At 70.6% G+C, this 12,505-nt stretch carries 9 protein-coding genes and 5 pseudogenes; 3 read left to right on the top strand and 11 right to left on the bottom strand.

The window, feature by feature from the left end; genetic code table 11:
* Positions 1 to 138: 138 nt before the first annotated feature.
* The 4 genes and pseudogenes from CRP49_RS35345 to CRP49_RS35325 form a co-directional block, all read right to left on the bottom strand.
* Complete coding sequence (locus CRP49_RS35345; protein WP_097256979.1) at positions 139 to 384, bottom strand: DUF2283 domain-containing protein; 246 nt, start codon at positions 382 to 384, stop codon at positions 139 to 141.
* A 73-nt stretch (positions 385 to 457) separates the two neighbouring features.
* Positions 458 to 622: pseudogene (locus CRP49_RS35340) on the bottom strand (IS5/IS1182 family transposase); the annotation flags it as partial.
* Positions 623 to 789: 167 nt separating this feature from the next.
* Positions 790 to 1,011: pseudogene (locus CRP49_RS48300) on the bottom strand (hypothetical protein); the annotation flags it as partial.
* Between the two features lie 843 nt (positions 1,012 to 1,854).
* The gene (locus CRP49_RS35325; RefSeq protein ID WP_097256978.1) at positions 1,855 to 5,595 is read right to left on the bottom strand and encodes a CHAT domain-containing protein; all 3,741 of its coding nucleotides are present in this window, start codon (positions 5,593 to 5,595) and stop codon (positions 1,855 to 1,857) included.
* Between the two features lie 212 nt (positions 5,596 to 5,807).
* Between CRP49_RS35325 and CRP49_RS48295 the strand changes: the two are divergent.
* A pseudogene (locus CRP49_RS48295) lies at positions 5,808 to 5,942 on the top strand (alpha/beta hydrolase); the annotation flags it as partial.
* Positions 5,943 to 6,119: 177 nt separating this feature from the next.
* A complete protein-coding gene (locus CRP49_RS35315) occupies positions 6,120 to 6,839 on the top strand; it encodes a DUF6082 family protein (RefSeq protein ID WP_097256977.1) in 720 nt (239 codons plus the stop codon).
* A 235-nt stretch (positions 6,840 to 7,074) separates the two neighbouring features.
* Here CRP49_RS35315 and CRP49_RS35310 read toward each other — a convergent pair whose 3' ends face one another.
* The 6 genes and pseudogenes from CRP49_RS35310 to CRP49_RS35290 form a co-directional block, all read right to left on the bottom strand.
* Positions 7,075 to 8,187, bottom strand: coding sequence for an ABC transporter substrate-binding protein (locus CRP49_RS35310; protein WP_097256976.1), 1,113 nt, complete (start codon positions 8,185 to 8,187; stop codon positions 7,075 to 7,077).
* A 282-nt stretch (positions 8,188 to 8,469) separates the two neighbouring features.
* Positions 8,470 to 9,252, bottom strand: coding sequence for a DUF899 domain-containing protein (locus tag CRP49_RS35305; RefSeq protein WP_097256975.1), 783 nt, complete (start codon positions 9,250 to 9,252; stop codon positions 8,470 to 8,472).
* Positions 9,253 to 9,306: 54 nt separating this feature from the next.
* On the bottom strand, positions 9,307 to 9,438 hold the full coding sequence (locus CRP49_RS48290; protein WP_257033725.1) for a hypothetical protein: 132 nt from the start codon (positions 9,436 to 9,438) through the stop codon (positions 9,307 to 9,309).
* 333 nt (positions 9,439 to 9,771) lie between these two features.
* A pseudogene (locus tag CRP49_RS48285) lies at positions 9,772 to 10,176 on the bottom strand (hypothetical protein); the annotation flags it as partial.
* Positions 10,163 to 10,366: pseudogene (locus CRP49_RS35295) on the bottom strand (nuclear transport factor 2 family protein); the annotation flags it as partial. The pseudogenes CRP49_RS48285 and CRP49_RS35295, both read right to left, overlap by 14 nt.
* Before the next feature lie 61 nt (positions 10,367 to 10,427).
* Positions 10,428 to 11,687 (bottom strand): PP2C family protein-serine/threonine phosphatase, encoded by a 1,260-nt coding sequence (locus CRP49_RS35290; RefSeq protein WP_097256974.1) that lies wholly within the window; start codon positions 11,685 to 11,687, stop codon positions 10,428 to 10,430.
* A 303-nt stretch (positions 11,688 to 11,990) separates the two neighbouring features.
* On the opposite strand from CRP49_RS35290, the gene CRP49_RS47085 reads away from it, so the two are divergent.
* Positions 11,991 to 12,221 carry a DUF6233 domain-containing protein gene (locus CRP49_RS47085; protein ID WP_257033718.1) on the top strand — a complete coding sequence of 77 codons (231 nt, stop codon included), beginning with the start codon at positions 11,991 to 11,993 and terminating at the stop codon, positions 12,219 to 12,221.
* On the opposite strand, the gene CRP49_RS48280 is transcribed toward CRP49_RS47085, so the two are convergent.
* On the bottom strand, positions 12,214 to 12,408 hold the full coding sequence (locus CRP49_RS48280; RefSeq protein WP_306459786.1) for a DUF5958 family protein: 195 nt from the start codon (positions 12,406 to 12,408) through the stop codon (positions 12,214 to 12,216). The genes CRP49_RS47085 and CRP49_RS48280 overlap by 8 nt on opposite strands.
* Positions 12,409 to 12,505 lie beyond the last annotated feature (97 nt).

The following is a 12,505-nucleotide window of genomic DNA, read 5'->3' as shown; positions in this document are numbered from 1 at the left end:
GCAACCAAGTGGGGACAGTGAGCGGCCCCGGGGATTTTATGGCTCTGTCCGCAGTTCCGTGATCGACCAGCTGACGAGTTCTTGAGCCTTTTCCAACCTGTGGCAGAGCGCGGCGGGGTGGCCGCGTGCTCGATTGCTTCATGCACCTTCGGTGTCCAGCCGCTCCGCGGACTGGAGCAGGTACTCGGGCAGTTTTGAACTGGCCGCCAGCACCTCGATGCCGATGAGGCGGCCCTGCTCGTCGAAGTCGAGGTTGATCATGCCGTCGACGCCCACCGGGTCGCAGGGGTACATGCGCGCGGAGTTCACCCGGACGTGGGGCTCGGTGAAGTACACGTACGCCGCGTTCACAGATTTGTCGTAGGTGACTTTGACCTCTGCCACGGTGAGCCGGCTCCCTTGGTGTGGTTGATGTCGGTACTTTCCTTGCCCATGCTGTGGGCGGGCCTCGTCGATCTCATGCGGACGCTGCGAGGTGCAAGGCCAGGACAGCCTTGACGATGTCGGTGATGCGGGTGGTGCCGCAACGGAGTTTGCGCAGGAGGCGCCAGCCTTTGAGTGTGGCGTTGGCCTGCTCGCCGACAGCGCGGAGCTTGGCGTGGGAGGATTTCACCGCGCGTTTGCAGCTTCAGCCCCGCTGGAGCTGCGAGCCCGGCGAGGCCCTGGCGTTCGCCCGTGAGGCGTTCGCCGGCGCCCCCGAGGGCCATCGCATCGGCTGTGTGATCGCCATGGCGCACATCGAGGACTGGTTCGAGTCCGACCGTAAGAACTGCCTCGTGACCCCCGAGGCTCGCCCAGGACCTGGTGGTCGCGGCCGAGATCGAAGGGGGCCAGCGCCGCCTTGACCGCCTCCCAGTCACCCGCGTCGGCGGCCTCCACCAGCGCGAGCACCCTCGTGTCCCCGAGCGCGCGCAGCGTGTACATCCCGTTCTTCTGTCTGCGCGGGACGGGAAGAGCGTGCGGATCAGCCGCCGGTCTCTCCCCACCCCTGCCGCACAGCTTGCCGAACATGCCGCGCCCTCCCCTGGTCCCGCGTGATCGTCCGGTGCAGCATAAACGGCCTCACTGACACCGCTTCCACAGAGTTTTCATCGGTGCTTCACGGTGCCGGGCCCGCTCCCGTCCTCTCGCCCTCCCGGTCCCCGCCGACACCTCTACGACTCCGGCTCGTGATCGAGCTGTTTGCGGGCTCTGGCGGCCGAGCTCGCGGATGGGTGGGCCATCGACGACACGGTGCAGAGTACGGCTGCCCTCGAAGCCAGGGGCGCCACGGTCCGGGCGAGCGGCATGAAGCCAGAAACCGTGCGGCGGCGGACGGACTTCGTCCCGCTCGTGGCATGGCTCCACGTCCGGCTCGGCACCCGGAGCAACCAGCAGCGCAGCAGGTCGCCACGACCGAGTCGCCCAGGACGAGCACGAACGCATTGAGGCGTCGTGGCCGGAGAGGGCGCTCGACGCCGAAGAGGAACTGGCCCGCGCCCAGAACGAGATGCTCGCTCAGTGACAGCGGATCGGGGAGCTCATGGGCCGGCTCAGGTATTTCGAGCAGATGGTCCCCGGCGAATCCGTCCAGCAACTCGCCACCGAGAACACCACCCTCAGGCGCCGGGTCCACCAGCCCGGCCCAGGAGCACCGGGCCCTGCAACAACGGCTCGCAGGCGCCCGCTCCACCCTCCGCTTCGCCGACCAACGCATCGCCGGCCTCGAAGCCCAGCTCCTCGAAGTCCCCAGTCAACCGGGCCCGGACCGTTCTTGAGTCGGCTCGGACCGTAGAGGCCGTTCTTGAGTCGGCCCGGGAGCGGTTGACGAGATCCCGGGCGGGTGCGGGACGTCCGGCGCCGGGCGAGCGGGGCTCAGCGTGCCGCGGGGTTGCCCTGGTGGGTGAAGGCGGCCCACAGGTGGATCTCGTTCAGGTCGGCGCGGGCGGCATCGCGGTGCAGGGGGTTGCCCAGGCCGGGCGGGGGCCTGCGGTCCGGGTCGAGCATCCACAGCTGGGCGGCACGCAGCGCGTCGGCGGGAGCGAGGTCCTGGCTGGTGAGGAAGTGGTGGAAGACGGCCATCATCAGGGCGGTCGCGCTGTCGTTGACGGCCCAGCGGGAGCCGACCACGTCGGCCGCACCCCGGGCGACCAGGGCGGTGGAGAGGGTCAGTGCCTCGTCGTGGTCACCCGTACTCAGGTCGGTCTCGCAGGCGCTGAGCACGACCAGCGGGCCGTCCGGGCCAGGCGCCGCGGCCGCGGGGTGGTCCAGGATCCGGGCGACGGTCAGCTCGCCGTCGGCCAGCGACAGCGCCGATCGCGTAGGACTCGGACCGGCCACGCCGTGGCAGGACACGTGCACGAGAGCCGCCGGCTGACCGCCGCCCGGCAGCACGGCCAGCAGGTCCTCGCAGTTCCCCGGCGCATCCGGCACGCCCTCGGCGGCCACGAACTCGCCGTAGCGCCGGGCGTCCGGGTAGCAGGCCGAACGCAGCGCCTCCGTCTCGACCTCGGCCCACACCAGGCTGAGCCGCGGGTCGGTGACCAGCACCCGGCGCCCGCCGGCGGGCAGCCGGTCGCGGGCGGCGGCCCGCAGGAACTGCGCCCCGGACGGGGCGTAGCTGAACACCGCGTCCTGGCAGGCGTACCGGTAACCGCCCAGCGGGATGTGCTTGCGCGCCGCATGCCAGGGGACGACGCCGAGGGGGCCGCAGGGGATCAGCACGATCCGCGGCGGGCGGCCGAGGGGTTCCAGGGAGTCGAGGACCGGCCCTACGGCAGCAGGCCAGGCCCAGTCGCACAGCTCGCTCAGCGCCGCCCGCCATTCCGTCTCGGCGGCCGCCCGCGACGCGCCCGACGCATCCGGGTCGGCCGCCTTGCGGGTTCGGTCGGCGGCGGCAGCGAGGTAACGCTCCAACTGGTGGCTGCCCGGGGAGAGCAGCAGCGGCAGGGCGAGCACGGTGGGCTCGGCGCCACCGGGGCGCAAGATCAGCGCGCGTCCCGGGATGTGAGGGCGGAAGCCCTCGCCGGGGACCAGGTAGACCAGCGCGTCGGCCCCCGAGGCGGCCAGCGCGGCGGTCAGTGCGGAGGCGTCCGGGGTGCCGAGCAACTCCCGTGCGCCGGTGCCGTTTCCCGCCCCCAGTGCGGCGAGCGCCTTGCGCCGCAGGCTGCTCGGCAGCTCAGCGCCGGGGGCCGGGGCCGCCACCACGGCCGCTCTCCTCGGCCGAAGCGGATCCCCCTCAGCCGGCTGCCCCTCGCACGCGTCCCCCTCAACCCGGTCCCCTTCGCGCGGATTCCGCTGCAGTGGATGCTGCGGTGCCTGCGCCCGCCACCGCTCGGCCAGGTCGGAGTGACCCCGGTCCGCCAGCAGCCGGGGCACGCCATGTGCGGCCGCGGCCGTCTGGAGCACCAGGGCCCGACCCAGCTCCAGCGCCTCCACAGCCTCGGCGGGGCGGCTGTCCTCGGCGCACCGCAGGGCCAGCCACAGCACGTGGCCGGTCGCGGCCCGGGCCACCGCCAGGGCGTGCTCGGCGCCGAGTTGAAGCAGGACATCGGCGGCCATCAGCTCCAGTGCCTCGAGGCGGGTGTCCAGGCTCGCCTTGCGGTCCTCACTCGCGCGCGGGCCACCGGTCACCACGCTCATCCAGTGGGCCGTGGACAGCTCCGTCAGAACCTCGACGTTCAACGACATGCCGTGGCCTTCGGCGGCCAGGGCTCGGACCCGGCTCAGCTCGGCGATGCACGGGTCGAGCAGGCTGACGTCACTGCGGTGGGTGGTCGCGCGGATCATGGCCCGGCCGAGGGCGAGCCGCAGCCGGGCTTCCTCCCAGGGCACCGTCCGCGATTCCTCGATCACCCGGTGGACCTCCGCGATGGCGCGGTCGATGACCTCCCGGCGGGGGTCGACCATGGCCAGCCCGGTCATCAGCTGGGCCCGTGTAGTGGGAAAGAACGGTGCGAACAGCGGTGGGACCGTGGCCGGATCGGTCTCCACCGCCTCCCGCAGGTACCGGACGGCGGCGCGGAGGTCGGCCTGCTCTCCGGTGTGGGCTGCGCGTTCGCTGTGGGCCAGGCCCAGCATGCCGGTGATGACGAAGCGTGTGCCCGCGTCGGGCGCAGGGGAGGCGTACCGGTCGCTCAGCGTCTGGATCAGGTCCTCTGCCGCGTGGACCAGCGCGGCCTGGTCTCGGCTGAGGCGTGCCAGTTGGAACCCGGTGTAGAGGCTGAACAGCGCCTGGACTTCGTCGCGTTCATCGGCGGCAGAGAGCACCTCGGCCATCGACAGGGCGGCGGCGCCGTCCTGAAGGCTGCCTCCGAGCGTGGCGGCGGTGGCGACGCGATGGGCGAGGAGGATGGCCAGGTACCGCCGGGCGGCTGCGGCCTTCGCCCCGTCCGCGTCAAGGGCGTCGATCCACTCCCGGAGCCATGCCGCGCTCCGCTCCACGCGCGCGAGCTCGCCGTTCGATACCCACAGGTTGTCGATCGAGGTGGACAGGATCAGTTCCAGGCTCAGCTCTCGCCGCCAGGCCGAACGCGCCACGGGGTCGGGGTCCGGCTGCATCGCGGCCGCGTCCACCTCGCCGAAGTCCAGCGTTTCGGGAATCCGGAAGTTCCCAGCCACCAGCAGGGCCGCGTGGAACTTGGCGACACGGATCCGCTCAGGCGCGTCCGCAGGCAGGGCGAGCAACACCTCCCTGGCTGCCTGCGCGGCTCTGTGGACGCGTTCGACGAGCGACCGGGGATCCTGCCCGCCCGATCTCAGGGCGGCGAGCAGCTCGTGCAGCGGCGCGAACTCCGGCTTGTCCAGGCCCAGATCCGCCAGCTCCCGGCCGGCGTCCGCCGTGGCGACCCGGGGTTCGTTCACGGTGACGCACAGCCACTCCAGCAGGCGTGCGAAACGCACCGCCTCCCGGCGTGCCCAATCCAGCACCCCTTGGACGGCGGCGGCCAGCGCCTCCTCCACGGGCTCCCCGCGGGGCACCACACCAGCCGGGGCCGCCGCCTCCTCCTCACCATCGTTGCCCTCCTGGGGCGGAGACGGCGCACTCCCCCCGGGCGGGCCGGGGAGCGAGGACAGCATCGTCGCGACGCTCTCCATGACGGCCACCATGCTCTCCCGCGTCGTCAGGTCCCCGGCGACGATGCGGGCGAGAACGTTCAGGGCCTCGGTCAGCTGCTCCCGCAGGGATGCGGCCAGGGCGGGCGGCCCCGAGCCGTCGCGCGCCTCCGGAGGAATGCCCGGCGGGATGAGCAGCTCGGCCAGGTTGCCCCGGGCCATCATGGCGAGCCGGTCGTCCAGCGGCCTGGCACGGTCGGTCCACCGGAGATGGCTCAGGGCGGCCGCCCGCTCCCGCGGATCGGCGTGCGGCCGGCCCTTGAGCCGCGCCTTCATCAGCAGCCCCAGCCAGGGCACAACGGCCGCCCGGGCCGGGTCCTCCGCCGGTAACAGCCTCTCGACAGTGGACAGATGCTCGGTCACGAGCAGCAACCCGGGCAGCTGCGGATTCTTCCGCGCGTGAGGCCACAGCTCGTGCGCCTGGCGAACGGCGACGGCGGCCCAGGCCCGGAGCCCCGCAACGTCTCCCCCGCCGTGGTCCCGCTGCTTCTCGTCGGCCATGCATCCCCCCGCGACCGATGATCCCCCAGCCCGCTCCCCCGCAACGGTCCGCGGCCGGGCAGGCGTCGTCGCTGATCGAGGACAGGTTAGTGCCCCGGCGGCCTGGCAGAGGGGACAACGCCGGATCGGGCTCCACGCGTTACGAGGCGCCTTCACGACATCGACGGCAGCGTCGACGGCCGACCACGGAGGGGAACACAGCGGCCGTAACCATGTCCGCCGGTCTGCTGGTGCACGGTGTCTGGCACGACGGGCGCTGCTGGGACCGGGTAGTCCCACTGCTGACGTCGGCCGGACACCGGGTACTCGCGCCCTCCCTGACCGACCCGGCAGACGTCGCCTGGCTGCGCACCATGGTGTCGGACCAGTCAGCACTCAGCTTCCAACAGCCCGCCCGACTGAGGGCTGTCCCGTCGGAAGTAGGCTGCCCAGGCTCGGCCTAGTCACAGGGGCAGGCCGGCCTGGGGGTGATTGACCTGATAGTTCGTCATCGTCCGGCGGGGGCAGCATCGGTGGCTCGCCGGATGGCCAAGGTTCTGGGGCTGGTCGCTGCTGCGGCGATTGTACTGACGGTGGTGCTGTTGTCGCCTTTCGTGCTGGAGGAGATGTCCGGCTCCAAGGGCGTGGACTGGAACCGGTTGAGTCAGATCGGTGCCGCGTACGGCTTCACGTCGGCGATCGTCTCGGCGCTGGCGTTGGCCGGCGTCGCGGTGTCACTGATCGTTCAGAACCGGCAGGCCAGGGCGGAGCAGATCCAGGGGATTCGCAGCTACTACCTTGAACTGGTCCGGTTGGAGCTTGACGACATGGCGCTCTTCCAGCCTGTCTGGGGCCACACGGACATCGTCGAGCCGGAGGAGCAGAAACGGCATGTCTATGCCGATCTGATGATGAACTATGCGTGGATGGGCTTCGAAATCGGGACGATTCCCGAGAGTCTGCTTCGGGACATGCTTTCCGGGATGTTCACCGGGGAGGCCGGGCGCGACTACTGGGGCAGGGCTCAGACGTCGTGGATCGCCGGTTCGTCCGGGAGCCGTATCGGTCGCCGGTTCGTGACCGTCGTGGGCGAGGAGCACGCGCGCGCTGTCGCCGCCGGACCACCGGCTCACTCTCCGCGTGCTCCCAGCCCGCCTCCCACGCCTGCCGCATGGGCATCGCACCGATGGCGGACCTCGGCCGGCGCCTTGATCGGGCTGGGCACTGGTCTGGCCCTCGGATCGTTTTTGCGGAATCGACGCTGAAGGCTGCCCTCAGCACACGCGCATGCACTGCGTCGCCGGTGACCCGGAACGCTTCGCGCATGATCACCATGCTGAATGAGTTCACTGAACTACTGCTCAGGCTCGGCTGAACCACAGTCTCGGTCTGAGAATGTGGTCGAGGCCCCGCCGCGAAGCTGAGAGCCCGTATGGACACGTAGACAGATGGACAGCCTCGAGTTCGGACAGATTTGGGCCATCGGACCTCCGTGCTCTCTCAGCCGGTGTGAAGGATCCGAAAGCGATCGGGTTCCGCCGGATCTCGATCAACGACTTGGATTGGCGTCCGAGCCCATTGCCAAACGCTGATGCCTGGCGTGCGGGAGAACTGGATCTGCCCGCGGGTGCCTTCGACTGCAACGCGCGGCCAGGATTCGGCGGTGCGCGCCCGGTCCGCGCCGTGAGAACGCAGCACATCGGCGAGGACGGCGACCGTGTCGTAGCCCTCGAAGGCGACGAAGGAGGGCGCTCCGGCCAGCCGCGCACGGAGGGCCGTCTCGACTCGTGCACCGAGTGGGCTGAGGCGCTCGGGCAGGTAGCGCAAGAACGGGACCCCGGCGCTGTCGTCGCCCAGCAACGTCGCCCATTCGGCGAACTCCGGTTGCCCGGCCGGAGCACCGATCATGATCTCGGCGAGGCGCTGGTCGCGGCGGACGGACTTGACGATCGGCACCGCCGGCTCCGGGTGGCCGACCAGAAGAAGGAGGGCTGTCGCGCGATGGTCGACGAGTTCGTCGCACAGGGCCGTGGGGCTGAGCACGCTCATGTCGAGTTCGATGACGGTGCCGCCGCGTGGAGCGAGGTAGTCCCGCAGAATGCGGGTCCCAGATGCCCAGTAGACACTCGGCTGGGCTGCTACGGCGATTCGGCTGTGGCCCGCGCCGAGGAGGAAGTCTGCGTAGACCTGCCAACCGCGGGACTGCGGCGGGGAGAGGCGCGCGACCCATTCCGTCGGCTGTTCGGTGAGCGCGTCGAGAACCGCTGACGAGCAGAGGAACGGCAGGCCGAGGGCGTCGGCCCTGGCGGCAGCGGCGCGAGCGACGACGCTGTGATACTCCCCCGCCAAGGCGGCCACGCCCAAGCGAGCCAATTCGTCTACGGCCGCCGCGGCCCTCTGTGGATCGGCCGCGGTGTCTCGGACCACCAGCTCGAGTGGTCGTCCGACGATCCCGCCGGCGTCATTGACTTCGCGAACGGCCAGCTCGAGTCCGGCGAGCAAGTGTCGGCCTGCCTCGACCCAGCCCGGCCGAGTCAGCGGAACGAGAGCGCCGATCTGGACGGATGATCCGTCAGTCCGTTCCGCTCCAGGTGGCGATGGAGGCGTTTTCATGCGTGGGCGTCTCCTGTGTGGCGACTCGGTTGGGGTGTGCCCGGATCACGGAGTGGCAAGGCCCGGTGGTACGCGTTCATCTCATCTCGCCGTGGCGGGCGCACCTGGGTGATCATGCCGGACATTGCATCCACCCCGATCGCCAACGGGCAAGCGATTATTGCCAGGCCAAGGTCGCTGGTCACGCTGCAGCAGATCTGGCTTCCGGGCCCTCGGAGGGCGCCGAATAGGTTCAGAGACCGGCACCTGACACCTTTTGCCGACGCTCTCGGCGGAGGCGCGTCAGTGGTGGTGGCCGTACCTGCCGAGGGTCTCCACGGGGGTCGCGCCCGGGCGGGTCCACTGCGGCACGGGGCGGCTGGTCGGGCCCCAGGTGGCGTTCCCGTCCGCGTCCGAGCGCCAGGACCAGCACGGGCTGCGCCCCTCGGGCCAGCCCTCGGGGTTGTCCTCCCACGCCTCGCCGCGGCCGTAGGGCGTCATGTCGAGCAGGCTGAGGGACCCGTTGACCGGCTCGTTGCCACGGCCTGTCGTGGAGTAGGTGAGGAACACGCGGTCGCCGTCGCGCAGGAAGCAGGTGAGGTAACCCATGCTGCCGCCGACCGGCGCGTCCACGTCGCGCACCGAGTACCAGGGCTGGGTGTAGCCCATGAACTCGACGTAGGAGGCCACCTCGTCCCACCGGCCCGTGGTCAGGATGGCGAACGAGACGCCGCGGGCGTTGAGGTAGACGGCGTCCTTCAGGTGCCAGGCCGTGGTGGTGCAGCCCTCGCACTGCCCCTGGTGCGGCGCGCCGTCGTACCACATGTGCTTGTAGACCACGAGCTCGTCGCGGCCCTGGAACAGGTCCAGGAACGGGACCGGGCCGTCGGGCCCGACGACCTCGACCGTCCCGTCGAGCTCCACCATCGGCAGCCGGCGGCGGGCCGCGGCGAGGGCGTCGCCCTCGCGGGTGTGGGCCTTCTCGCGGACCAGGAGCTCGTCCCGGGCGGCCTGCCAGGTGGCCAGGTCAACGACGGGCGGGCGGCCGGGCAGCGCGGTGGTCGGGTCACTCGGCGTGGTCGTCATGGCGTCCTCCGTGGTGTCTCGTGCCGGGCGGCGTCGTACGACGCCCTACGACGGTCACCAGTACAGACCCGCGACCCGGCCGGAACTCATCGCGGCGGGGCCCTCGGCCGAGCCGGCACGGAAGCGCAGGGTGGTGACCGGAACGTCAGGGCGCTCGGTGAGCTGGGAGATCCGCATCGTGCTCACATCTCGACGGTAGACCTTCGACTCAGGTCGAAGGTCAAGCCACACCCTGCCCGCTACCTCGGCTTGCGGCGGCGCTCGCGGTCGGGTTCGGGCCTCACCGCATCGAGAACGGGAACCCGCGGGCTTCCGACCGGGCGGCGCAGAAGATCCGCCGCCGGGAGCAGGACCACGAGTACGCCACGGCCCAGCTCGTCGCGCTCGGAGCTGCGCGGCCGCGGCCCGACTGCGACCCGACCCCCTGGCTGCGCGAGGCCCTGGCCGCGGTTGGCGCCCGCAACGTCCGGCACCGCCGCGCGCACCGCTTCTGCGGATGGTTGTCCCGTGGTGCCGCTTGGCCGCTGCGGCGGCGAGGTGGGCGCGGACGGTGGCCGGCGCTGGGTGGGGGTTGTCCCGGTGCAGGGGCGGGGTGTCGGCGACGGTGTCGAGGAGCGCGTCGGAGCCGAAGTTGGGGCCGGTGGCCTCGATGGTGGGTGCGAACTCGGCGACGAGGTCGTCGTAGTAGGCGGCCCACTCGGTACCGGGGACGATGCCGGGCATCCAGATCCGGTGTCCGGCGAGCTGGGCGACGGTCACCGACCGGGCGCCCGCCAGCGCGTGCGCGGGGCCGGTGAGGAGCTGGAGCGGCTCGTCGAGCGTGCGACTGGGCGCGTCCCCGTGGTGCAGCGGACTGACGCCCCCGGGGATATCGAGCAGCTCCCTTGTCGACGGTCGCCCGGGGGAAGGCTCATGTCTCAGGGAGCCGGTCGAGAAAGCCGAGTACGGAGGCGACCCTGCCATCCTCGGCCAGGGTGACCACGTCCGAACCGGCGACCGGCGCCAAGCCGTCGGCGCTGGACACCAGCTCCCAGCTAAAGCGGGCGATGTGATGGTTGGCGTCCACCTCACCGGCCAGCCTGAACTCAAAGCCGGGGAACTGCTCGTGCGCGGCCTGGCTCGAACTCGTCCGGGCGACCACCGCCCACGTCCTGGAGGCTCGGAGCAATACCGCTTCACCGGAGCGGCGGGCGCCATTCGAAGAGCAGGATGGTCGCGTCGTCCCGCAGTTGGTTGCGCTGGTGGTCGAGGATGGCGTGGATGAGCAGCCGCAGCACCTCGGCCGGGCGCTGTCCGGCGGCGGAGGAGCGGATGATGAAGTCGGTGAACCGGTCCAGGCCGAACTCCACTCCGTTCGCGTCGCGTGCCTCCACGACGCCGTCGGTGTAGAGCAGGACGTGGTCGTCCGGTTTCAGTGTCGTCTCGTGGACTTGCCGGGCTGCCGGGGCGAGATGGCTGGCCAGGCCGATCGGGGGCTGCGGGGGGCTGTCCAGGGCCCCCTCGACCACCCGCTCGGAACGAATCAGCAGTGGCGGAGGGTGACCGCAATTGACCCAGCGCAGCACCCCGGTGACCGCATCGAGCCGACACAGCACGCCGGTACAGAAATGGTCGGGGAGCCACTGGGCGAGCGCCTGGTCGACGGAGCCGACGACGTCGGCCAGGTCGCCACCGCCGCGGCGGGTGTTCCGCGCCGCCGCCATGGCGACCGACGTGGTCAGGCCGGAGGCCAGATCGTGACCCATGGAGTCGAGGATCATGGTGTGCAGGATGTTCTTGACCACCGAGTGGTCAAAGGCGTCCCCGGCGATGTCGTACGCCGGTTCCAGGACCGCGGTCGAGACACACCTGCTGCTGCCGACGGTGTGGGGTGGCAGGAAAGCCCGCAGCATCTCGGCGGGCAACCGCATGGCCGAGGTGCGGGTGCGGGCGGCGAGCCAGTCGCTGTAGGCACGCTTGGAGGTGATCAGCATGGCGAACAGATGGGCCAGCATCCTGCTGCGGCGCATCCGTACCCCGTCGAGCGAGGCGGTCCGCACCGCCAACACGCCCAGCCGCTCCGCACCGTCGACCAGAGGCATCCAGACGATCACGCCGTCGTCGGCGTCGACCACCCGCGGGGAAACGGTGCGGTACGCCCAGCCGGCCGATGAGCCGGCCACTGACAGCGGATCCAAAGCCTCGTCGAGTGGGATGAGCAGCCGTTGTTGCAGGTCGACGAGGTAGATCAGCGCGGTATCCATGCCGAGAGCCGCAGCGCACCGGTTCGCCAGGGCCGACAGTTCGAACGGCAGGGCCGTCTGCGCCTCGATGATCAGCTCCTCCAGCCGACTCTCGTCGACGGCGGCGTCGGAACCGGCGGACGCGTGCGGTGGGTCGGACACGGGGATCACCCCTTCCGCGCCCAGTCTCACACCGATCCCGACACCTCTCATGTCAGGCACGGTCGTGGCAGATACAGCCGGATGAGCAGCAGGGTCCGCCCGGCCGGCGTGCCGATCAGTGGTCGGTGGCACGAACTCGCTGATCACCAAGCTTCGCTGGCAACGATCACTCTTCACTTGGACAGGGCATCGAACACGCGAGTGTGCGGCAGCCGATCATGAATGTAGAATCACACATATGTTCGATCCCTTGCCGTCGGCCCGAGCTTCTGCAGATGCTCCGGATCTGACACGCGAGGCCCGCAGGCCGAGGCCGAGCACGGCCGACGGACGAGGCCAAGGCCGCCGGACTGGATCGTTCAACTCGGCATCGGCGTCGCCCGGACACCCGCGCAGCTTCATCAGGGCACCAGCCACATGGCAGGCAACCGACGCAGCCCCATCGACCGGGGCGAGGCACGGCTTCTGCTCGCCGACGGCGTCACCGCCTGCACCCACTCCCGACCCGACATTGACCTCGTCCTCGACCTACTGACCGTTCCAGAATGGGGCTGGGTCTTCGTCTCGGGCCAGATGATCAGGTAAGCGGCATTCTGGGCTCCTGGCCTCGTGCCAACTGATGCCACTCATGACAGCACCCCTCGACGCAAGACCGCTCGCGCCGCCGCGCATCCGCAAGCCCCAGGACCTGGACCAGCAAGCGAAACGCCTTGATCCGCTCACGCAGCGGCGTCAAACCAGCGATCTTTCCCAACTGCTGGCGCCGCCCCATCGACCGGGGCGAGGCACAGCTGCCCTCGGCCTTGGGATGAGGAACCGCTTCGCATCGGGCGAGCATCCCGAGCCTGCCGTCGCGTTGGCCTGCACTC

Origin of the sequence: Streptomyces sp. Ag109_G2-15, from assembly GCF_900215565.1 — a bacterium.
Classification (GTDB): domain Bacteria; phylum Actinomycetota; class Actinomycetes; order Streptomycetales; family Streptomycetaceae; genus Streptomyces; species Streptomyces diastatochromogenes.
The sequence above is the reverse complement of the archived record's forward strand: the minus strand, read 5'-3'. Positions and strand labels throughout refer to the sequence as shown.

Coding starts and splice junctions, on each gene's coding strand:
- CRP49_RS35325 (WP_097256978.1), bottom strand. CDS start 5,595: ATGGCCGACGAGAAGCAGCGGGACCACGGCGGGGGAGACGTTGCGGGG.
- CRP49_RS48280 (WP_306459786.1), bottom strand. CDS start 12,408: ATGGGGCGGCGCCAGCAGTTGGGAAAGATCGCTGGTTTGACGCCGCTG.
- CRP49_RS35290 (WP_097256974.1), bottom strand. CDS start 11,687: ATGAGAGGTGTCGGGATCGGTGTGAGACTGGGCGCGGAAGGGGTGATC.
- CRP49_RS35305 (WP_097256975.1), bottom strand. CDS start 9,252: ATGACGACCACGCCGAGTGACCCGACCACCGCGCTGCCCGGCCGCCCG.
- CRP49_RS35310 (WP_097256976.1), bottom strand. CDS start 8,187: ATGAAAACGCCTCCATCGCCACCTGGAGCGGAACGGACTGACGGATCA.
- CRP49_RS35315 (WP_097256977.1), top strand. CDS start 6,120: ATGGCCAAGGTTCTGGGGCTGGTCGCTGCTGCGGCGATTGTACTGACG.